General features: G+C 69.0%; 18 protein-coding genes. 6 read left to right on the top strand and 12 right to left on the bottom strand.

Annotated features, from left to right (window positions below; all coding sequences use genetic code 11):
• Nucleotides 1-189 (bottom strand): hypothetical protein (locus QJS31_RS36990; protein ID WP_372341845.1); only part of this gene is annotated, 189 nt, incomplete at its 3' end.
• A 112-nt stretch (nt 190-301) separates the two neighbouring features.
• A complete protein-coding gene (gene glnA / locus QJS31_RS36995) occupies nt 302-1,738 on the bottom strand; it encodes a type I glutamate--ammonia ligase (protein WP_143980805.1) in 1,437 nt (478 codons plus the stop codon).
• Nucleotides 1,739-2,029: 291 nt separating this feature from the next.
• Here glnA and QJS31_RS37000 point away from each other — a divergent pair, with 291 nt between their 5' ends.
• The 4 genes from QJS31_RS37000 to QJS31_RS37015 all read left to right on the top strand — a co-directional run bounded on the left by QJS31_RS37000 (nt 2,030) and on the right by QJS31_RS37015 (nt 8,909).
• The gene (locus QJS31_RS37000) at nt 2,030-3,835 is read left to right on the top strand and encodes a long-chain fatty acid--CoA ligase (RefSeq protein ID WP_306358998.1); all 1,806 of its coding nucleotides are present in this window, start codon (nt 2,030-2,032) and stop codon (nt 3,833-3,835) included.
• Nucleotides 3,836-3,866: 31 nt separating this feature from the next.
• Nucleotides 3,867-5,042 carry a CdaR family transcriptional regulator gene (locus QJS31_RS37005; protein WP_306358999.1) on the top strand — a complete coding sequence of 392 codons (1,176 nt, stop codon included), beginning with the start codon at nt 3,867-3,869 and terminating at the stop codon, nt 5,040-5,042.
• Nucleotides 5,043-5,248: 206 nt separating this feature from the next.
• Nucleotides 5,249-7,309 (top strand): CocE/NonD family hydrolase, encoded by a 2,061-nt coding sequence (locus tag QJS31_RS37010; RefSeq protein WP_282784199.1) that lies wholly within the window; start codon nt 5,249-5,251, stop codon nt 7,307-7,309.
• Nucleotides 7,310-7,472: 163 nt separating this feature from the next.
• Nucleotides 7,473-8,909, top strand: a complete 1,437-nt coding sequence (locus tag QJS31_RS37015; protein ID WP_306359000.1) for an AarF/ABC1/UbiB kinase family protein — start codon at nt 7,473-7,475, stop codon at nt 8,907-8,909.
• 11 nt (nt 8,910-8,920) lie between these two features.
• Here the strand turns inward: QJS31_RS37015 and QJS31_RS37020 are convergent, their stop codons facing one another.
• Nucleotides 8,921-10,456 (bottom strand): glycosyltransferase family 39 protein, encoded by a 1,536-nt coding sequence (locus QJS31_RS37020; RefSeq protein ID WP_282784195.1) that lies wholly within the window; start codon nt 10,454-10,456, stop codon nt 8,921-8,923.
• Nucleotides 10,457-10,571: 115 nt separating this feature from the next.
• Nucleotides 10,572-10,952, bottom strand: coding sequence for a nitroreductase family deazaflavin-dependent oxidoreductase (locus tag QJS31_RS37025; RefSeq protein WP_306359001.1), 381 nt, complete (start codon nt 10,950-10,952; stop codon nt 10,572-10,574).
• Nucleotides 10,953-11,351: 399 nt separating this feature from the next.
• Between QJS31_RS37025 and QJS31_RS37030 the strand changes: the two genes are divergently transcribed.
• Nucleotides 11,352-11,867 carry an NUDIX domain-containing protein gene (locus QJS31_RS37030; RefSeq protein WP_306359002.1) on the top strand — a complete coding sequence of 172 codons (516 nt, stop codon included), beginning with the start codon at nt 11,352-11,354 and terminating at the stop codon, nt 11,865-11,867.
• A 263-nt stretch (nt 11,868-12,130) separates the two neighbouring features.
• Here the strand turns inward: QJS31_RS37030 and QJS31_RS37035 are convergent, their stop codons facing one another.
• The 8 genes from QJS31_RS37035 to QJS31_RS37070 all read right to left on the bottom strand — a co-directional run bounded on the left by QJS31_RS37035 (nt 12,131) and on the right by QJS31_RS37070 (nt 19,923).
• Nucleotides 12,131-12,811, bottom strand: a complete 681-nt coding sequence (locus QJS31_RS37035; RefSeq protein ID WP_282784191.1) for a TIGR00266 family protein — start codon at nt 12,809-12,811, stop codon at nt 12,131-12,133.
• Between the two features lie 83 nt (nt 12,812-12,894).
• The gene (locus QJS31_RS37040) at nt 12,895-14,037 is read right to left on the bottom strand and encodes an ABC transporter substrate-binding protein (protein WP_306359003.1); all 1,143 of its coding nucleotides are present in this window, start codon (nt 14,035-14,037) and stop codon (nt 12,895-12,897) included.
• Nucleotides 14,034-14,795, bottom strand: coding sequence for an ABC transporter permease (locus tag QJS31_RS37045; RefSeq protein WP_306359004.1), 762 nt, complete (start codon nt 14,793-14,795; stop codon nt 14,034-14,036). Before QJS31_RS37045 ends, QJS31_RS37040 begins: the two co-directional genes overlap by 4 nt.
• Entirely contained in the window at nt 14,795-15,643 is an 849-nt protein-coding gene (locus QJS31_RS37050; RefSeq protein ID WP_306359005.1) for an ABC transporter ATP-binding protein, read from the bottom strand. Before QJS31_RS37050 ends, QJS31_RS37045 begins: the two co-directional genes overlap by 1 nt.
• Nucleotides 15,640-16,503, bottom strand: coding sequence for an ABC transporter permease (locus tag QJS31_RS37055; RefSeq protein ID WP_306359006.1), 864 nt, complete (start codon nt 16,501-16,503; stop codon nt 15,640-15,642). Before QJS31_RS37055 ends, QJS31_RS37050 begins: the two co-directional genes overlap by 4 nt.
• 110 nt (nt 16,504-16,613) lie before the next feature.
• Nucleotides 16,614-17,651: a TIGR03842 family LLM class F420-dependent oxidoreductase gene (locus QJS31_RS37060; protein WP_306359007.1), complete on the bottom strand. Its 1,038-nt coding sequence runs from the start codon at nt 17,649-17,651 to the stop codon at nt 16,614-16,616.
• 20 nt (nt 17,652-17,671) lie between these two features.
• Nucleotides 17,672-19,087: a dihydropyrimidinase gene (gene hydA, locus QJS31_RS37065; protein ID WP_306359008.1), complete on the bottom strand. Its 1,416-nt coding sequence runs from the start codon at nt 19,085-19,087 to the stop codon at nt 17,672-17,674.
• Complete coding sequence (locus QJS31_RS37070; protein WP_306359009.1) at nt 19,084-19,923, bottom strand: nitrilase-related carbon-nitrogen hydrolase; 840 nt, start codon at nt 19,921-19,923, stop codon at nt 19,084-19,086. Before QJS31_RS37070 ends, hydA begins: the two co-directional genes overlap by 4 nt.
• Before the next feature lie 122 nt (nt 19,924-20,045).
• On the opposite strand from QJS31_RS37070, the gene QJS31_RS37075 reads away from it, so the two are divergent.
• The coding region (locus tag QJS31_RS37075) for a GntR family transcriptional regulator (protein ID WP_306359010.1) at nt 20,046-20,282 on the top strand (237 nt) is incomplete at its 3' end.

Below are 20,282 nucleotides of genomic sequence, written 5' to 3' on the forward strand. Positions count from 1 at the left end.
GGATTCGACTTCGGCGATCATGCGGTGCGACAGTGCCGCCATCCGACAACGGACGGATTCCACCTCCCGCATGACGTCCACGAGAGCGGTGTCGGACAGTCCGGTGAGATCGGTCGCGAGCAGGGCGTCCATCGCCGCCGACAGATCGGCCGCGGTATCACCGCCTCGCGTTTCCCCCTCCGGAATCATGCACCAATTCTACCGCGAAATCCATTGCCACAGACCAGCAATAGCCATGTGGTATCGAAATCTTCAGTTAACCAACCGGACCCAAAGCATTTTCCGGACAAACCGAGCAAACTCACACGTCGAAATACAAATCGAATTCGAACGGGTGTGGCCGTACGTTGATTTCGGCTATTTCGGTGTAGCGCTTCAGGCGGATCCAGGTGTCGATGAGGTCTTCGGTGAAGACATTTCCTTGGGTGAGGTAGTCGTGGTCGGCTTCGAGACGGTCGATGACGGCTTCGAGGCTGGGTGGGGTTTGGGTTACCTCGGCGGATTCCTCGGGGGTGAGTTCGTAGAGGTCTTTGTCGATGGGGAGAGCGGGTTCGATTTTGTTCATGATGCCGTCGAGTCCGGCCATCATCATGGCGGCGAAGGAGAGGTAGGGGTTGCCGGAGGAGTCGGGGCAGCGGAATTCGAGGCGTTTGGCGCTGGCGCTGGCTCCGGTGACCGGGATACGGACCGCGGCGGAGCGATTGCGCTGCGAATACACCAGATTGACGGGGGCCTCGAAGCCGGGGACCAGGCGTTTGTAGGAGTTCACGGTGGGGTTCGTGAAGGCCAGCAGTGAGGGCGCGTGGTGCAGCAGGCCACCGATGTAATGGCGCGCCAGGTCCGAGAGTCCGGCGTATCCGGCCTCGTCGTAGAACAGCGGGGTGCCGTCCTTCCAGAGTGACTGGTGCACGTGCATGCCGGAGCCGTTGTCACCGAAGAGCGGCTTCGGCATGAAGGTGACCGTCTTGCCGTGCGCCCAGGCGGTGTTCTTCACGATGTACTTGTAGTGCTGGAGGTCGTCGGCGGCGGCCAGCAGGGTATTGAATTTGTAGTTGATCTCGGCCTGTCCGGCGGTGCCGACCTCGTGGTGCCCCTTCTCCAGTTCGAATCCGGCGCGTTGCAGATTCCCGCACATGTGGTCGCGCAGATCCACATCGTGGTCGTAGGGCGCGACCGGGAAATAGCCGCCCTTGGGCCGCACCTTGTAACCGCGGTTGAGAGTGCCGTCCGCGTTGTACTTCGCGCCGGTGTTCCAATCCGCCGACGCCGAATCCACCTCGTAGAAGGCCCCGTTCATGGTGGTGTCGTAACGCACCGAGTCGAAGATGTAGAACTCCGCCTCCGGCCCGAAATACGCGGTGTCGGCGATGGCGGTGCTGCGCAGATACTCCTCCGCCTTGCGCGCCACATTGCGCGGATCGCGACTGTACGCCTCACGGGTGTGCGGATCGTGGACGAAGCAGTCCAGATTCAACGTCTTGGCGGCCCGGAAGGGGTCGAGTTGCGCGGTGCGCAGATCGGGCAGCAGCAGCATGTCGGATTCGTGGATGGCCTGGAATCCGCGCACCGACGACCCGTCGAAGGCGACCCCGTTCTCCACCAGTTCCTCGCCGAACATGGCGGCCGGAATCGAGAAGTGCTGCTGCACCCCCGGTACGTCACAGAAGCGGATATCGACGTATTCGACATTCTCGGCACTGATGAAGTCCAGAATTCCGCTGGTCGTGGGAGTGATCACCGCTGGCTCCTCAAATTCTCGCGGCACCCGTGCAATCTCCCACGATACGGCTCCGACCCGGCCCGTGTACCCGAAACCGCTTGCGGCGCAAGATCATTGGCGTCCACGGTGGTTGACGGCCGGATCGGACCGCGCCACCGCCCACCCCGCCGCCGATTTGGGCATTATGCACAAACCGACCCGTCGGCAACTGCCCGGTTGGCGGTACCGCGACCGTCTCACATGGGGTGTCCTGGAACACATAATCGAGGTCAGCTGTGGCCTCGACCAGGAAATAACCAGAGGTAGGTCGTGAGTTCATCGTCAATCGCGGGCAGCGGCGCGCCGCGCACCCTTTGTGAGGCGTTCCAGTCGGTGGTCGCCGCGTATCCCGACGCGGTGGCGCTGCGCACCCTCGGCGGCGGGGTGTCGCTCACCTGGCGCGAATACGGGGACAGAGTGCGTGCGATCGCGTCGGGCCTGGCGGCGCTGGGCATCGGACGCGGCGACACGGTGGCGCTCATGATGACCAACCGGCCCGAGTTCCATCTGTGCGACACCGCCGTACTGCACACCGGCGCGACCCCGTTCTCCGTGTACAACACCAATCCGGTGGATCTGCTCGTCTACCAGTTCGGCAATGCCGAGAACAAGGCCGTGATCTGCGAGGAGCAGTTCGCGCCCACCGTGCTGGAGGCGGTGGCGAAGGCGGCCACGCAGGGTATTCGGGTCGAGCACGTGATCTGCGTGGACGGCGCTCCGGCGGGCACCATCGCGCTGTCCGCGGTGGAGGCCGCCCACCGCGCGGACTTCGATTTCGAATCCGCCTGGCGCGCGGTCGATCCCGAGGACCTGCTGACCATCGTCTACACCTCCGGCACCACCGGCCCGCCCAAGGGCGTGGAACTCACCCACACCAACTTCATCGAGAACGCCCGCGTCATCGACGAATTCGGCGGCGGTGGCCCCGACGACCGGGTGGTGTCGTATCTGCCGGACGCGCACGCCGCCAACCGCTGGTTCGCGCACTACCTGTCCATGCTGACCGGCGGCCAGATCACCACCGTGCCGGATCTGAAGCAGGTCGCCGAGGCCCTCGCAGAGGTGCACCCGTCGGTGTTCCTGGGGGTGCCGCGAGTCTGGGTCAAGGTGAAAGCCGCTCTGGAGGAACGTTTCTCGGCCGAGCCGCTGCCCAAGCGCAAGCTGGTGGAGTGGGCGATCCGCACCGGCCGTGCCCGCGCCCAAGCCGTCTCCGACGGCCGCACCCCGAGCGCCCTGGACGCCGTGGCCCACCGCGTGGCCGATCGTCTGGTGCTCGCCGCCATCCGGGAGCGACTGGGCCTGGACAAGGTGCGGGTCGCGGTCACCGGCTCCGCGCCCATCCCGCCCGACACCCACGAGTTCTTCCTGGGTCTGGGCCTGCCGCTGTGCGAGGGCTACGGCATGACCGAGTGCACCGCAGGGGCGACGATCTCCCGGCCCGAGCGCATCAAGATCGGCACGGTCGGCCTGCCGCTGCCCGACACCGAGGTGCGGATCGCCGCCGACGGTGAGGTGCTGGTGCGCGGGCGCAATGTCATGCGCGGCTACCGCAAGGCCCCGGAGAAGACCGCCGAGACCGTCGACGCCGACGGCTGGCTGCACACCGGCGATATCGGCAGCTTCGACGGCGACGGCTACCTGCGCATCGTCGACCGCAAGAAGGAGCTCATCATCAGCGCGGCGGGCAAGAACATGTCGCCCACCAATATCGAGAACACCGTCACCGAGAACTGTCCGCTGGCGGGCACGGTGGTCGTCATCGGCGAGGCCCGCCACTACAACACCGCGCTCATCTGCCTGGACCCCGATCTGGCCGCCGCCTTCGCCGAACGCCATCAGCTACCCGATCGCGACGTGGCCGCCCTGTCCCAGCACCCGCTGGTGCGGAAATCCCTGCAAGAGGGCATCGACGCGGCGAACGAGAAGCTCTCCCGCGTGGAGCAGATCAAACGCTTCGCGGTGCTCCCGGAGGTGTGGACCCCGGGCAGCGACTGCCTCACGGCGACCGGAAAGCTACGCCGCAAACCAATAGCTACTCAGTACGCCGCTACCATCGAATCGCTGTACACGACATGAAGGCGGTACCCGAGATGAACGCGGAACAGCCATGCCCCCGCTGACCCGGGACCGGGCGCTGGAGGACCTGTACCGGCGCGCGACCGCGTTCCGGGACGATACGACGGCCGCGCTGCCGCCGTATCGCACCCTGCCCGCACCGCTGGTGGCCGACGGGCTCGAACGCGGCGCCAAACTCAATATCGACCTCTTCTTCGACTTCCTGCGCAGCGGCCGGCTGCCCAGCGAGGACGACACCCGGGAAGTGGTCGAGATCGGCGTGGGCCGGGTCCGCGACGGTGAACCCCTCGAAGAGGTGCTCGATCGCTACCGCATCGGTGCGGAGTACATCTTCTCCAAAGTGCGGGCCGCCGCCCCGGACGCCGAGCGGGAACTGCTGCTCGATGCCGCGCTGCCGCTGCTGCAATACATCACCCTGGTGACCGGCCGCATCGCCACGGCCTGCGTGCACCGGGTCAGCGATCCCCGCTGGGAGCTGCTGGAGCGCCGCCGCGCCATCGCCGACGCGTTGCTCACCGGCCGCGATCCGGTGGAGTGGGCCGACGAACCCGCCATCACGGTGCCGGACTCCTTCCTGATCGCCGTGTTCCGGCTGGGTTCGGGCCGCTCCGCCGAGACCGGCGAACTGCGGCACCGCATCGAGGCCATCCCGGGCGTGTTCCTGCGCCTGGACAGCGGCGGCTGGACCGCACTGCTGCCGCTGCGGCCCGGCGACGACGGCACCGCCACCGCCGCCGCCCTGACCACCCGGCTGCCGGTGCGCCCACCGGGCCGCCCGGCTCCGTTCTGGGTGGGTGTCGCCGCCGCCACCCAGCGCGCGAACATCCCCGATGCCGCCGCCGAGGCCCGCACCCTCGCCGAACTGGGCCGCTGCCTCGAGCGCGCCGACACCCTGTGTCGGCGCGGGCAGTTGCTGTTCGAGTACACCATCGCCACCAGCGGCCCGGCCCGGCCCGGGCTGGCCGCCGTGCTGGCTCCGCTGGATCCGCAGCCGCTGCTCGCCGAAACCCTGGAAGTGTTCGTGGACAGCGGCTTCAACCAACTGGCCACCGCCCGCATGCTCAATATCCACCGCAATACGGTGACCTACCGGCTGGCCCGCGTCCACGAGCTCACCGGCCTGGACCCGCACCGCCCGACCGACGCCATGACGCTGTCGGCCGCCCGCATCGCCCGCCGACTCGAGGCCGCGGACTTCGCGCCCTGAGCTTCGGCGACCCGACGGCCGCCGCTCGGTGTGGCCCCGGGCCGAGTGAGTTCGGCCGATTGCACAAACCGACCAGCCCCGCTCTTGGTTATTGCCGGTAGCAGCGACCGGGAACTGTGCGGTGTGCTGAATCCGACGAAGAGGTCTCCGGTACCGGGTGTGCCCGCACCGCGCGGCGACCTCCCGACTTCCGCAGAGGTAGACCCTTGAGAATTTCGATCCGGCCGCGCAGGGGCGGCCGTCTCGTCACCCTCGCCGCCGCGTGCCTGACCGCCGTCGCCGTGACGGTGACCCTGGCGCCACCGGCCGCGACGGTGCCCGCCGCGGGCCCGGTGCCGACCGCACCGGCGAACTTCGGACTCCCCGACGGCTATCAGCCGACCCCCGAGAAGTACGGTGTCGGTTACGAATTGGGCCATGTGGTGCCGCTCGCCGACGGCACGCGGATCCAGGCCGAGGTGCGCTACCCCACCGATCCGGCCACCGGGCAGCGCGCCGACGGCGAGTTCCCGGTGGTGCTCAACGTCACCACCTACGGCGCGTTGACCAGTGCCCTCACCGCCGCCCTCACCGGCGTGATCGACCAGTTCCAGATCCCGCTGCCCGATCAGTTGCGCGATGTGCGCCGGGTGATCAACCAGGCCACCAGCGCCCAGGATGTGCTGGTGCGGCGCGGCTATATCGAGGTGGTCGCCGATGTGCGCGGCACCGGCGGCTCCACCGGCGCATGGAATCCGGCATCGAAACAGGACGGCCTGGACGGCGCGCAGCTGGTGGACTGGGCGGCGAACCTGCCCGGGTCCAACGGCAAGGTGGGCATGTACGGGTACTCGTTCCCGGCGCTCACCGCACTGCGCACCGCCCAGTCGGTGGGACCGGATTCGCCACTGAAAGCCATTGTGCCCATGGCGATGCCGAACAACATCTTCAACGAGGTGCTCGGTCACGACGGCATGATGAGCCCCATCCTGCTCACCGCCATCTCGTTGCTGGTGCCGTATCTGAGCCTGATCGGCCCGTTCCTGACGGCCGTGGTGTCACCGCAGCAGTTCATTCCTGCACTGGTCGACCACCTGCAGGCGCTGGTCTCCTCCGACAGCACCATCAAACTGCTCATCGAGGCGTACGCGGGCGGGCCGCTGGCCTACGACACCGCCTGGTGGCAGGAGCGCCGCTTCGAGACCGAGATGCACAATCTGGTGGACAAGGGCATCGCCATGTACCAGGTGGGCGGCTTCTGGGATCTGTATCAGGAAGGGCCGCTGCGCAATTACGCGCAGTTGCAGAATCTGGCCGCTGGCCGTGACCAGTTCGCGCCCATGGCTCCCGACCAGCGCGCCGACGGCCGCTACCAGTTGCTCATGGGCCCCTGGTATCACGTGGGGCTGGGCGTCGGACCGGGGTCGCGGCTCGATACCAACATGATCACCCTGGCCTGGTTCGACCGGTGGCTCAAGGACATTCCCAACGGCATCGACGAGACCGAGACGCCGCTGCACGTCATCGACGCGAACAACAATGCCGCCGACACCGCCCGCTATCCGTTCGAACAGGCGACCATCGAGCAGCGCTGGTTCGACGGCGACCGGCTCACCGCGCGAGCGCCGACCGTCGCCGACGCCTCGGATCGACTGGACTACACCGGCATCGACAACATCTGCAACCGGCAGAGCCTGGCCCAGTACACCGGCGGCCTGCTCGACTTCCTGTTCCGGGTGTTCAACGCCTACAACCCGTGCACGGAGTGGGTGCAGGAACCGACGGCGGGGCTGAAGTACACCACCGATCCGGTGACCGAGGCGACCGTGCTGGCCGGACCGGCGAGCGTCACCCTCTACGCGTCCTCCACCGGAACCGATGCGGCGTTCCAGGTGTGGCTCGACGATGTGGCTCCGGACGGCACCGTCGTCAACATCACCGGCGGCTCGCAGCTGGCCAGTCAGCGCACCCTGAACGAGGACAAGACCTGGCGCGGACCGGACGGCACGATCTACGCGCCGGAGCATGTGCTCACCAAGGAGACCGAGCAGCTGCTGGTTCCCGGCGAGGTGACCCGGATGGAGATCAAACTGCGCCCGGCCTTCCACCGCCTGGAACCGGGTCATGCGCTGCGCCTGCGCATCACCAGCGGTACGTTCCCGTCCACCATTCCGATTCCGACGGATCTGCCGCGCCTGCTGGGCACCTCGCAGCAGATCCACCGGGATGCCGTGCGGCCGTCGAGCCTGGTGCTCCCGCTGGCACCGGCGGCGGCGTTCACCCACTGAGCCCGGAGCACCTCCGATGGTGGCGCGTCCGGTCGCCGCGCCCGCGCCACCATCGCGGCCGTCCCGGGCAATAGTCGCCAACCTTGGTCGTCGACGGGTTCGGGCACTGTCCTCCGACCGCCGGTCATGCCACACTGAGGCAGTCGATCATCGGAGGTCAGAGATGCCCGATCCGCGACCGGGGGGACTGCGTCGGCTGTCCCGGCGCACCCCAGCCGATCCCAGCGGTGAGCCGCCGACCCGGTCGGCGGTCCGCAATGCCAAACTCGCGGCCCTGCCCCTCGCCTACGCGGGTCGCCGCGTGACAGGGGTGGGGCGACGCGCCTTCGGCGAACCGGCCCGTGCCGTCGAACTCGACATCCAGGCCCGCACCGCCCAGCACATGTTCGAGGTGCTCGGCGAACTCAAGGGCTGCGCGGCCAAATTCGGGCAGATCCTGGCGCTCTACGAACTCGCCCTGCCGCCCGATCTCGGCGCGCCCTACCGGGAGGCGCTCAGCCGCCTGCAGGACTCGGCGCCCGCCATGCTGCCGCGTGCGGTCACCGACGTGATGGCCGCGCACCTGGGGCCGAACTGGCGGCGGGCCTTCACCGAATTCGAGACCCGCGCTTGCGCCGCGGCCTCGGTCGGGCAGGTGCACCGGGCGCGCTGGCACGACGGCCGCCGAGTCGCCGTGAAGATCATGTATCCGGGTGCGCGCGAGGCCGTCCGGCACGATCTCGAACACCTGCGCCGCATGGCCCCGCTGACCTCGGTCCTGCTGCCGGGGGCGGATGTGCGCGCCCTCAACGACGCGCTGGCCGCCTGCATCCACGAGGAACTCGACTACGAGCGCGAGGCGCGGACCCAGCGCGTCTTCGCCGCCGCCTATGCCGACGACCCGGATTTCGCGGTACCGCACGTGGTGCATCAGCAGGGCGATGTGCTGATATCGGAATGGGTGGACGGGATTCCGCTGCAGCGGTTGCTGGTGTCGGGTTCGCCCGCGGAGCGCGACCGGGTCGGCAGGCTGGTGCTGCGCTTCGTCGTCTCCAGCATCGTGCGCACCGGATTGCTGTACACCGACCCGCATCCGGGCAATTTCCGCGTGCTGCGCGACGGGCGGCTCGGCGTGGTCGACTACGGCGCCTGCTCCCCCGTTCCGGCCGATTTCCCGGCGCTGGTGGGCGATATCGCCGACGCGGTGTTCAACGGCGGACCGGACGATCTGGAGCGGGCCCTGCGGCAGTACGGATTCGTCCCGCCCGGCGGTGGCTTCGACGCCGTGGCGTTCAGCGAACTCGTCGACCCCATTCGTACCCTGTTCCGCGCCGATACGGTGCGCATGACCACGCCGTGGCTGCGTGAGCAGGTCCTGCGCATCACCGTTCTGAGCCTGTCCAATGTCAGCAGGCAGTTGACGGCGCCGCCCGCGCTCACTCCGGTGGGTCGCACCATCGCCGCCACGGCGGGCGTGCTGTGCCAGCTCGGTGCCGGGGGTGCGCTGCGCGCGGAGATCCTGACCCATCTCCCCGAGGCCGCCGACGCCCTCGACCGCGCCGAGCGGGGTGCGGGCATGCGCCCGCGCACCCCCGTCGAGCGGTTCGGCAATTCGGCCTGAATCCGGTTGTGCTACAGGTGCGTCCATTCCGGCCACAGCCGTGACCACGGCTGCTTCGGCCCGGTGTACTTCCAGATGACCACGTCGCGGGTGCCGCCGGGGAACCCTAGCCGGACATCCACCGTGCCGACCGCTTCCGCGCGATCGAAATGATCCCGCATCTCCGGATCGTCACCGCCGACCAGCAGCACGACGGTCGTGTCCGGGGACGGCTGCCCGAAGTAGCCCCAGCCTCGGCTGGGACTGTGGATCGGCGGCAGCTCCGCGCGGTTCCCGAGCTGGTCCAAGGCGCTGGCCTGCCAATAGCTTTCGGTGACGACGGCGGCGTGCGCGCGCTGCTCCGGTGGCAGCTCGTGATACGCGGCGGTCACGGCGGCGGTGAGTTCGGGCCAGCCGAAGGACCCGTAGGTGCCGATGTCCACGGCGGCCGCGGCCGTATCCGCCGGGGGTTCGATATCCCGTGGCGCCCGCCACGGTGTCGCCCACAGGGTGACGAGCACCGACAGGGTGAGCAGCGCCGTGGTGACCGCGATCCCGCTGCGCCGCGCCACCGTGGCGCCGTGCCGCAGCGCGGCGATCCAGCCGAACGCGCCCACGGCCATGACGGCCGCGTACATCCCCGTCGTGTAGTACACCCGACCGCCCACGACCAGAAACACGGCGTAGAGCAGGATCAGCGTGACGCCGAGAAAGCGGTACGGGCGCAACTCCTTCCGGGCCAGCAGCAACCAGGTGCCGTAGCCCAGCAGCAGGACGCCGAGCCACCCGGCCAACATGATCGACAGCGGCACGAACAGCAGCCCGCCGCCGAACACATCCTGTTCCTCGCCGATGACGCGCCCCATCGCGAGCTGCGGCCAGCCGTGCCGGGACTGCCACAGCAGCGCCGGAATCATGCTCACCGCCACCAGCGCGCCGCCCAGCCACAGTGCCGGCCGCCGCACCAGCTCGCGCGGCCCGAATACCACGCTGCTCACCGCCACCGCCAGCCAGAAGATGGGAATGAGCCACTTCACCTGCATGTCCACGGCGGTGACCAGGGCGGCGGCCAGCAGCAGCCGGTCGTCGCGCATCCGCACCCAGCGCACCAGCAGCCAGGTGATGAGCACCCACAGCACGGTATCCACCGCATTGGTGGTGAGCATGGAACCCTGCAACAGCAGGAACGGCGAGCTGGCGTATCCGGCCGCCGCCAGCAGCTGCGCGGCGCGACCACCGCCGAACTCGCGGGCGAGCAGGGCGCACAGCACGACCGCCAGCACGGTCAGGACCAGCGCGGGCAGCCGCAGCGCCCAGTACGAGTCCGGCGCGCCGGTATCCATGAGGCGGGCCAGCACCGGCAGCACCGGTCCCTGGTCCGCATAGGAGAACGCGAGCCGCCGGCCCGCCGCCAGGAAGTACAGCTCATCGCCGAAATAGCCGTAGCGCGAGGTCGAGAAGGCCAGCACCGCGGCCGAGATCGCTGCGACAGCGGCGATCTCACGTCGGGCGAGCGGTGGTAGTCGGTCGGCCGCCACCCCGGGTGGGCGAGCCAGTACCTCGGTCACGGTCGAATCCTCCTGGGATGATCGGTCGGCGAATATCGGGAATCCTTCCGCGCGCATCGAGTCGGCGCGTCATCCGAGAGGGCGCGACCCTGTCATCCGGGAGAATGAATTCCGTTCACTCCGCCAAGCGCGCCTGGACGTAGTACTCCGCCCGCAGCGCCACCAATGCCTGCCGGACGCCGATCGGGGCCCAGCTCGCGGTGGCATCGTGGCCGACCACCGGATCGGTGAGCATGACGGTGCGTCCGCGCGTCTCGAAGCCGAAGGCTCCGGCGGCGCGAATGTTCTTCAGCCAGTCCACATCCCGGCCGTAGGTGAGTGCGATACGGTAGCCGCCGTCGCGGTCGAAGACCGCTACCGGGCTGCGGTAGACGCGCCCGGACTTGCGTCCGACGTGCACCACGATGCCGAATCCCGGTGCGCGGCGGGCCAGTACGCCCAGCACCGGATTGGTGACTCGCCGATTGATCCTGGCCAGAGCCTGTGGCAGCGGCATGGGAATCGTCCTCTCCGACGACAGCGATTGCGTCCCAGAGGCTACGCCGCGCACGCACCGACCGCTCCGGACTCGCCATCCGAATGCGCCGACGCGAGCGCCCAGCCGGTTGTGGGTGCGCGACCGCATCCGCCACCCCGGTCGGCGACGATGAGCGCGGTCAACGGGCCCCAGCGCCGATGTCGCGCCGACGCGGGCGATCCCGCGCGGGCCGGGGCACCTCGACCGGCTATCGTCCCCCGATAGAGGAACGAAAGGCCCCGCGCGGGCGGGTCCGGCGTGGCAACCGGGTGAGCGGCCGCCGCGAATGCGCGGCCGGTCGACGGGCAAGCCTCATCCGGTCGCGATGGGTCGCCGGAACTCGCTCGTTCGGGGCCGTGACGAGAAGGCGGGGCCGCGATGGCGGAGATGATCGCGCTGTACGACGCGGAGGGGCGCGAGGTCGGGGCCGAGGATCGGGCCGTGGTGTACGCCGAGGGACTGTGGCATGCCAGTGCGGGGGTGCTGGTGCGCTCCGGGGACGGGTCGCGGTTGTACGTGCACCGCCGGACCGAGACCAAGTCGGTGTTCGCCGGTATGCACGATTGCCTGGCGGGCGGAGTGGTGGAACCCGGCGAGCGTCCGGAGCAGACCGCCGTGCGGGAGCTGGCCGAGGAGTTGGGCATCGTGCTCGACGGCGGTGCGGAGCCCCGGCCGCTGACGCGCGCGTCCTGGGACGGCGGCTGGGCCGGTCGGCCCATGCGCTGTCATCTGTTCGCCTTCGAGGTGCGCTGGGACGGGCCGATCCGGCATCAGCCCGAGGAGGTCGCCGACGGCTGGTGGTGGACCGACGACCGGTTGCGCGAGCGGCTGACCGATCCGGCGTGGCCGTTCGTCCCCGACACTCGCGTGCTGCTGCCCGATCTGCTGCGCTGAGCGCCCGCGCGCCCGGAAACGGCGACAGCCCACCGGACCCGCGCGATCCGGTGGGCTGTCACGGCTGCGACTACTGGCCGCCGGCGCTGCCCGTGAACAGGCCCTGAACCATCTTGATCAGCACTTCGGCCAGGAAATCGGAAGCGGATCCGGACACGCGTAACTCCTCATCTGTGTGTCTCTGCCAAGTCGGACATCTGAAGCATGACCGATTCACAAATTTCGGACGGCGATTTCGCGCGACTGTGCGCTGGATCACACCCTCAACTCGACGAGGTAACCCGCCCGATCCACGCTGAGAAGGCCCCCGGATTGCGCGTCTGCAACAGCACCCGGCCCGGTCCGGTGAAATCGAAGACGAACCCCTCCCCGGAGGTCAGGGACTGGATGGACCGCCCCGACACCGCCCGCCGGATGGTGAACCGCATGGCCAGGTCGTAGGCCACCACATGTCCGGTGTCGATGGTGACCGGCTCCCCCGGTGCGAGATCGATGACGTCGATCGCCCCGAAGACACCGAGCACCACCTCACCCTGCCCGTGCGCCCGCAGCCCGAACCCGCCCTCACCCCCGAACAGGTTCGCGAATCCACCCCACTTGGCCTCCACGGTCACCCCGTGCGCGTTGGCGATCCACCCGCCGCGATTGATGAAGAACGGCCGGTCCGGGGTGATGGTCAGCGGCAACATATCCCCCGGCAACGCGGGTGCGACATCCACCCAGCCGCCCTCCGGCGGGGCGGTGAAGGTGGACACGAAGAACGACTCCCCCGCCAGCACCGACCGCTTGATCCCGGCGAGGATGCCGCCCTCCGCGCGGGCCTGCAGGGTGACCCCCGCCGAATGTGCCACCATGGCACCGCTTTCCACTCGCATGGGCTCGCCACCGGCGAGGAAGCAGCGCGCGATCGTCGACGACGGGCTGTGCCGCAGTTGAACTTTCATATCCGGCGACGCTAGCAGCGCGAGGTGACCGGACGACGCGGAATCCCGGCGCGTCCACGGATGGGCCACGCCGGGTCGCGCGGCTAGCGTCCGCCCTCGGCCAGTACCACCGGCACCGGCGCGTAGTCGGTGCCGGTGATATCCACGCCCTCACCCTTCAGCAGGTCCAGCGCCCGGGTGACGTAGGCATTGGTGTAGGAGTCGGCATCCGGCTCCCGGGTGAGCACCGTCGCGCCCTCCTGGTTGCGGGTCTGCCGGGCGATGGTGACCGTCTGGTTCCACGCGTCCTCGTCCACCATGCCGATGCCGTCCGGAGAGGGCCAGATGAGCTTGTTGACCTCGTTGATCTGCCACTGCTGATGGCTGGCACCCAGGGTGCTGCCCGCCGCCACGGTGATGTCGCGGCACCGGTCGACATTGTCGCGGCAGAAGATCCAGCCGCGCAGCGAGGCGGCCAGGAATTTCACGGTGAGCTCCTGGTACGCGGTGTCACCCAGCCGCTCGGTATTGGCCCACACCGCGTCCTGGAGCATGGCCACGCCCTGTTCGTTCCAGTCGATGGTGGTGAAATCCGCGGCGGTGTAGAGCTGTCCGGTGGCCGGGTTCCTGGTTTCGAGCAGCTGGGCGTACTCGTTGTAGGACATGGCCTGGGCGGCGGCGATATCCCCGGCGAGGAAGGCGTTCATATCGAACTGCTGCTGGACCAGGCGCACATCCGCGGCCGGGTCGAGTCCGGCCTTGGTCATTCCGGCGAAGAGTTCGAACTCGTTGCCGTAGCCCCAGTTTCCGACGGTCTTGCCGCGCAGGTCGGCGGGGCCGTCGATACCGGCGGAGGCGAAGGCCACCTGTTTGGTGCCCGAGCGCTGGAAGATCTGCGCCACCTCGGTGATTCCGGCCCCGGCCTCGCGGGAGGCGAGCGCCTTGGGCACCCAGGCCACGGCGAAGTCGGCCTGGCCCTGGGCGAGCACGGTCTGCGGCACGATATCGGTGCCGCCGTCCAGGATGTCGACGTCGAGCCCCTGGTCCCGGTAGAAGCCCTGGTCCACGGCGGCGAGGTAGCCCGCGAACTGCCCCTGCTTGAACCACTGCAACTGCAACCGCACCTTGGTGAGTCCGTCGGCCGTCGTGGTGGTGCCGCCCTCGGTGGTGCCGCAACCGGTCAGCGCCGCCAGCCCGACCGCCACCACGGCCAGACACGTGCGCAATTTCTTTACGGTACTTCTCATTTCGATCTCCAACTGATGGTGCGGGGTCGGCGGGTGAGTTGTTCGGCGACGACGACGGCGGCGAGGAAGAGCAGGCCCAGGAGCATGGCGGCGGTGACATAGGCCCAGGCCCGCGGATAGGCGGTATTGGCGGCGGCGGAGATGATGCGGCTGCCCAGACCGTGCTGCAGCCCGCCGAAGTACTCGGCGATGATGGCGGCGATGACCGCACCGGGCGCGGCGATGCGCAATCCGGTGAACAGGTGCGGGAGGGCGGCGGGCAGCCGGATGGCGCGGGTGACCTGCCACGCGGTGGCGGCATAGGAGGTCATCAGGTCCACGTGCACGCGCGGGGCCTGCCGCAGCCCCTTCACCGTGCTGACGTACACCGGGAAGAACACCACGATGGCGGCCACCATCCGGCGCGGCAGGTCGGTGGTGCTGGAGTACAGCGAGTTCAGCAGCGGGGCCAGCGCCACGATGGGGACGGCGGCCGCCGCGGCGGCCAGCGGTCCGAGCAGGCCGTCGACGACCCGGAACCGCACCGCCACGATGGCCGCGGCGATGCCCGCCGCGATGCCGACCAGCAGCCCGATGAGGGCATTGCGGCCGGTGGCGACGGTAGCGTCGACGATGCCGGATCGATTGTCCCCGAACGCTTCCGCAATGGCGCTCGGCGCGGGCAGCAGGAACGACGGCACCCCGGCGGCGACCGTGAGCACCTGCCACAGTCCCAGGATCGCCACGCCCACCAGCAGCGGCGGCAGCCAGGTGCGCATCACCGCTCCCGTCCCGCGTGCCCGTCGTGCAGCGCCGCGCGCACGGCGGCCACCGCCTCGAAGAACGGTTCCGTCGCCCGCACGTCGACATCCTCGGATTCGACGCCGGTGCCGCCGGTGTCCAGCACGTCGGTGATGCGGCCGGGGCGCGGCGACATGACCACCACCCGGTCGGACAGGTACACCGCCTCCGGAATGGAGTGGGTGACGAAGACGACCGCCGCACCGGTCTCCCCGGCGATGCGCAGCAGTTCGCCCTGCATGCGTTCCCGGGTCATCTCGTCGAGCGCGCCGAAGGGTTCGTCCATGAGCAGCAGCGGCGGTTTGCGGGCCAGGGCGCGGGCGATGGCGACGCGCTGCTGCATGCCGCCGGACAGTTCGGCCGGGTAGCGGCGGGCGAAGTCGCCGAGACCGGCCATCTCGAGGAGTTCGGCACTGCGCTCGCGGCGTTCGCGTTTGGGCACGCGGTGCAGCTCCAGCGGCAGTTCCACATTCTCCTGGACGGTGCGCCAGTCGAGCAGGCCCGCCTGTTGGAAGGCGATGCCGTAGTCCTGGTCCAGCCGCGCCCGCCGGGCCGTCTTGCCGTGCACCGTGACGGTGCCGCCGGTGGGATCTTCCAGGTCGGCGATGATGCGCAGCAGGGTGGACTTGCCGCACCCGGACGGTCCGATGAGGGAGACGAATTCCCCGGCCGCGACGGTGAGCGAGACGTCCGCCAGCGCGGTGACCGCACCGGCCGAGTAGACCTTGCCGACCTCCGACAGTGCGACGGCGGCGTCCGGTCGATCGGGTGGATGGGACTGTGGCACCGCCGTGTCGACAGCGGCGGTGGATGGTTCGACGGTCAACGGGTACCTCCTGACGAGCGACCGCCCCCGGCCGGGCGGCTGTAGCGACGCAGCGCCGCTTCCATGAGCGCCACCAGCGCGGCGACCGCGACGCCGAGCAGGGCGGCGGCCAGCACCGCCGCGTACAGGCGCGCGGCGTCACCGGTGGACTGCTGGGAGAAGACGATGATCTGGCGGCCGATGCCGCCCGCGGTGCCGGTGGAGATCTCGGCCACCACCGCGCCGATCACCGCCGCCGCACCCGCCAGCCGCAGCGCGGGCAGCAGATGCGGGACGGCGGCGGGCAGCCGCAGCCGCAGCAGGGTCGCCCACCACCCCGCTGCATAGCTGTGCAGCAGCTCCACCGCCGCCCGCGACGGCGATTGCAGGCCGCGCAGCATCCCGACGGCGACCGGGAAGAACACCAGGTAGGCGGCGATGACCACAATGCTCATCCAGGGCTGCCAGGGCCGCCCGGCGATGGCGATCTTGCCGCCCCACCCGGCGACCAGCGGGGCCAGTGCGATGAGCGGAACCGTCTGCGACAGCACCACATACGGCAGCAGTCCGCGCTCCACCCAGCCGAAGCGCTGCATGAGCACAGCCAGCGCGACGCCGACCACGGTGCCGAGCAGCAGCGCCAGCAGGGCCAAGACGAAGGTGAAACCGGCGGTGCGCAACAGGGTTTCACCCACGGTGCCGGTGCCGTCGGGTTCGGCCAGCACGGTCAGCACCGACCAGGTGTGCGGCAGCGCCGCATCGGTGGTGCGCGGCAGCACGCGCTGCTCGCCGATGCTCACCCCATCGGCCGGCACGATCGCCTTCACCAGTTCCCAGACCGCGGCCACCAGCACGAAGGCGGCGAGCGGGTACAGCACCACGCCCCAGCGTGATCCGTTCGCCGACCGGCCGGTCCCGATCCCACGCCGGCGCGGTGGGCGCACGACTCGCTGGGCGGCCGCCGCGGTGCGACCGCCCTCCGGTAGCGCGGTCACGGCGTACTCGCCGTCGCCACGATCGGTTGCGCCAGCCGCGGCACGATCGACTCCCCGTAGGCGTCGAGGGTGGCGGTCTTGGCGTCGTGCTGGAGGTAGACGGCGAACTGGTCCACGCCCAGCGCCTCCAGCTCCCGCAATCGCACCACGTGCTCGTCGGGGGTGCCGAGCAGGCAGAACCGGTCCACGATGGCGTCCGGCACGAAGTCGGCGTGCGTATTTCCGGCGCGCCCGTGCTGGTTGTAGTCGTAGCCCTGGCGACCGGCGATGTACTCGGTGAGCGCGGCGGGCACCTCACTGTCCGCGCCGTACTTGGCGACGATGTCGGCCACATGGTTGCCGACCATGCCGCCGAACCAACGGCATTGCTCCCGAGCGTGTTTCATGGCCGCCTCCGATCCGTCGGTGACGTAGGCGGGCGCGGCCACGCAGATGGTCACCTCCTTCGGATCACGTCCGGCGCGTTCGGCGGCGGCGCGCACCCGGGCGACGGTCCAGGCGGTGATATCCGGATCGGCGAGTTGCAGGATGAATCCGTCGGCCACCTCGCCGGTGAGATCCAGTGCGCGCGGCCCGTATCCGGCCACCCAGACCGGCAGTCGGGAGGCGTGCGCCCACGGGAACCGCACCATGGTCTCCCCCACCCGGGCACTGCGACCGTTGCCCAATTCCCGGATGACGCCGATGGATTCGCGCAGGGTCGCCAGGGTGGCGGGCTTGCCGCCGAGGGTGCGCACGGCGGAGTCGCCGCGCCCGATCCCGCAGACGGTGCGGTTGCCGAACATATCGTTGAGCGTGGCGAAGGTCGAGGCGGTGACCGTCCAGTCCCGGGTGGACGGATTGGTCACCATCGGCCCGACCACGACTTTGCGGGTGGCGGCGAGGATCTGGCTGTAGATGACGTAGGGTTCCTGCCACAGCAGATGCGAGTCGAAGGTCCACACGTGCGAGAAGCCGTGCGTCTCCGCGATTCTCGCCAGTTCCACCACTCGTGACGCGGGCGGTGTGCATTGCAGTACCACACCGATGTCCATGGGGCACACTCCGTTCCGGATCAGATGAGGTTCTGGGAGAGTTCGCGTTTCACGAACCGGCCGTGGCCCGCCCGGCCCAGATAGTCGCCGTTGTCGACGATCACCCGGCCGCGCGAGAGCACCGTGTCCACATGGCCGTCGACCTCGAAACCCTCGTAGGCCGAATGGTCCATGTTCATGTGGTGGGTCTTGCCCACCCCGATGCTGGTGTGGCCGTTCGGGTCGTAGAGCACGATGTCGGCGTCCGCGCCCGGAGCGATGACGCCCTTGCGCGGGTACATGCCGAACATGCGGGCCGGGGTGGTGCAGCAGACGTCCACCCAGCGCTCGAGGGAGATGCGACCGTCCTTGACGCCCTGGAACATCAGGTCCATCCGGTGTTCGACGCCGCCGATGCCGTTGGGGATCTTGGAGAAGTCGCCGAGTCCGAGTTCCTTCTGATCCTTCATGCAGAACGGGCAGTGGTCGGTGGCGACCGAGGTGACGTCACCGGTGCGGATATAGCGCCACAGCTCGTCCTGATGCCCCTCCGCCCGCGACCGCAACGGCGTCGAGCACACCCATTTCGCACCCTCGAAACCCGGTGCGCCCAACTGTTCCTCGAGCGACAGGTACAGGTACTGCGGGCAGGTCTCGCCGAAAACGTTCTGTCCGTTGCCGCGTGCGGCGGCGATCTGCTCGAGAGCCTGTTTGGCCGACACGTGCACCACGTACAGCGGTGCGCCGGTGACCTGGGCCAGCATGATGGCGCGGTGGGTGGCCTCCTCCTCCAGCTGCCACGGCCGCGAGGTGCCGTGGAAGTACGGTGCGGTGTCACCGCGCTGGAGCGACTGTTCGACCAGCACGTCGATGGCGATGCCGTTCTCGGCGTGCATCATGAGCAGTGCGCCGAGTTCGGCACTGCGCTGCATGGCGCGCAGGATGCGGCCGTCGTCGGAGTAGAACACGCCCGGATAGGCCATGAACAGCTTGAAGCTGGTCACCCCCTCTGACACCAATTCCGCCATGCCCTTCAGGGATTCGGCGTTCACGTCACCGACGATCTGGTGGAAGCCGTAGTCGACGGCGCACCGCCCGGCCGCCTTGTCGTGCCACAGCGCGAGGGTGTCCTGCACCGTCTCACCGGGTTTCTGGACGGCGAAGTCCACGATGGTGGTGGTGCCGCCCCAGGCCGCGGCCCGAGTGCCGGTCTCGAAGGTGTCGGATGCCTCGGTGCCGCCGAAGGGCAGCTGCATGTGGGTGTGCGCGTCCACGCCGCCGGGAATCACATATTTCCCGGTGGCGTCGATGATCTGGGCGCTGGCCGCCACGTCGCCGAGGACGGTGGCGCCGGGTTGCAGGACGGCGACGATGGTTTCGCCGTCGATCAGGACGTCGAGGGGCTGAGAACCGGTGGCCGACACCACCGTTCCGCCCTGGATGAGGATTCGGCTCATGGCTGCACCAGCGGTCCGTAGGCGTCCGGGCGGCGGTCGCGGTAGAAGGCCCAGCGGTCGCGCACCACCTTGATCAGGTCCAGGTCGAGATCGCGGACCACCAGTTCCGGGGCGGCGTCGGAGGCCACCTCGCCCACGAACTTGCCCTCGGGATCGACGAAGTAGCTGGTGCCGTAGAAGTCGTCGTCACCGTAGTCGGCCTCGATGCCGACGCGGTTGATCGCGCCGACGAAGTACTCGTTGGCGACGGCGGAGGCGGGCTGCTCCAGCTTCCACAGGTAGCCGGACAGCCCGCGGGAGGTGGCCGACGGATTGAACACGATCTCCGCGCCGGCCAGGCCCAGCGCCCGCCAGCCTTCCGGGAAGTGCCGGTCGTAGCAGATGTACACGCCCACCCGGCCGACGGCGGTGTCGAAGACCGGCCAGCCCAGATTGCCCGGCCGGAAATAGAACTTCTCCCAGAACCCGTTCACGTGCGGGATGTGGTGCTTGCGGTATTTGCCGAGGTAGCGGCCGTCGGCGTCGATGACGGCCGCGGTGTTGTACAGCAGGCCGGGCTGCTCCTGCTCGTACACCGGCAGCACCATCACCATGCCGAGTTCGGCCGCCAGCGCCGCGAACCGGTCCACCGTGGGGCCGGGCACCGATTCGGCGTAGTCGTAGAACTTGGTGTCCTGGAGCTGGCAGAAGTACGGCCCGTAGAACAACTCCTGGAAGCAGATCACCTTCGCTCCCGCCGCGGCGGCCTGCCGGGCGTAGTCCTCGTGCGCCTTGATCATGGACTCTTTGTCGCCGGTCCAGTTGGTCTGGACCAGCGCTGCTCGAACGATTGCCATGCTTTGTGATACTGCACCGAGAACCAATTCCGCTGTGTTACAGAATGACGGAAACAGTTTCGTGACCGTAAATCCTCGGGGTGGCCGTGTTCGCGCACGGGTCGCCATCGCAGAATGACGCTGTGACAACCGAACTCGGCCCGCTCGACACGACCGCACCCGACCCGGCTGGCGACGGGTTGTTCGCGGGCGTCCACGACCGCACCGCCGCCGGTATCGCCGCCACCGTCGGCGGCCGCATCCGCTCCGGCGCGCTGTCGCCCGGCACCCGGCTGCCCACCGTGCGCGAGGTGGCGCGGGAGCTGAAGGTCTCCCCGGCCACCGTCACCCAGGCGTGGCGGGCGCTGGCGGCGGCGGGC

Origin of the sequence: Nocardia sp. CC213A (genome assembly GCF_030766805.1) — a bacterium.
In the GTDB taxonomy this organism is placed as follows: domain Bacteria; phylum Actinomycetota; class Actinomycetes; order Mycobacteriales; family Mycobacteriaceae; genus Nocardia; species Nocardia otitidiscaviarum.

Coding starts and splice junctions, on each gene's coding strand:
- QJS31_RS37045 (WP_306359004.1), bottom strand. CDS start 14,795: ATGCGCACCTGGCTGCCGCCGCTGCTGGTGGGCGTGGCGATCCTGGGA.
- QJS31_RS37015 (WP_306359000.1), top strand. CDS start 7,473: ATGCCCGATCCGCGACCGGGGGGACTGCGTCGGCTGTCCCGGCGCACC.
- QJS31_RS37005 (WP_306358999.1), top strand. CDS start 3,867: ATGCCCCCGCTGACCCGGGACCGGGCGCTGGAGGACCTGTACCGGCGC.
- QJS31_RS37030 (WP_306359002.1), top strand. CDS start 11,352: ATGGCGGAGATGATCGCGCTGTACGACGCGGAGGGGCGCGAGGTCGGG.
- QJS31_RS37035 (WP_282784191.1), bottom strand. CDS start 12,811: ATGAAAGTTCAACTGCGGCACAGCCCGTCGTCGACGATCGCGCGCTGC.
- hydA (WP_306359008.1), bottom strand. CDS start 19,087: ATGAGCCGAATCCTCATCCAGGGCGGAACGGTGGTGTCGGCCACCGGT.
- QJS31_RS37070 (WP_306359009.1), bottom strand. CDS start 19,923: ATGGCAATCGTTCGAGCAGCGCTGGTCCAGACCAACTGGACCGGCGAC.
- QJS31_RS37060 (WP_306359007.1), bottom strand. CDS start 17,651: ATGGACATCGGTGTGGTACTGCAATGCACACCGCCCGCGTCACGAGTG.
- QJS31_RS37025 (WP_306359001.1), bottom strand. CDS start 10,952: ATGCCGCTGCCACAGGCTCTGGCCAGGATCAATCGGCGAGTCACCAAT.
- QJS31_RS37040 (WP_306359003.1), bottom strand. CDS start 14,037: ATGAGAAGTACCGTAAAGAAATTGCGCACGTGTCTGGCCGTGGTGGCG.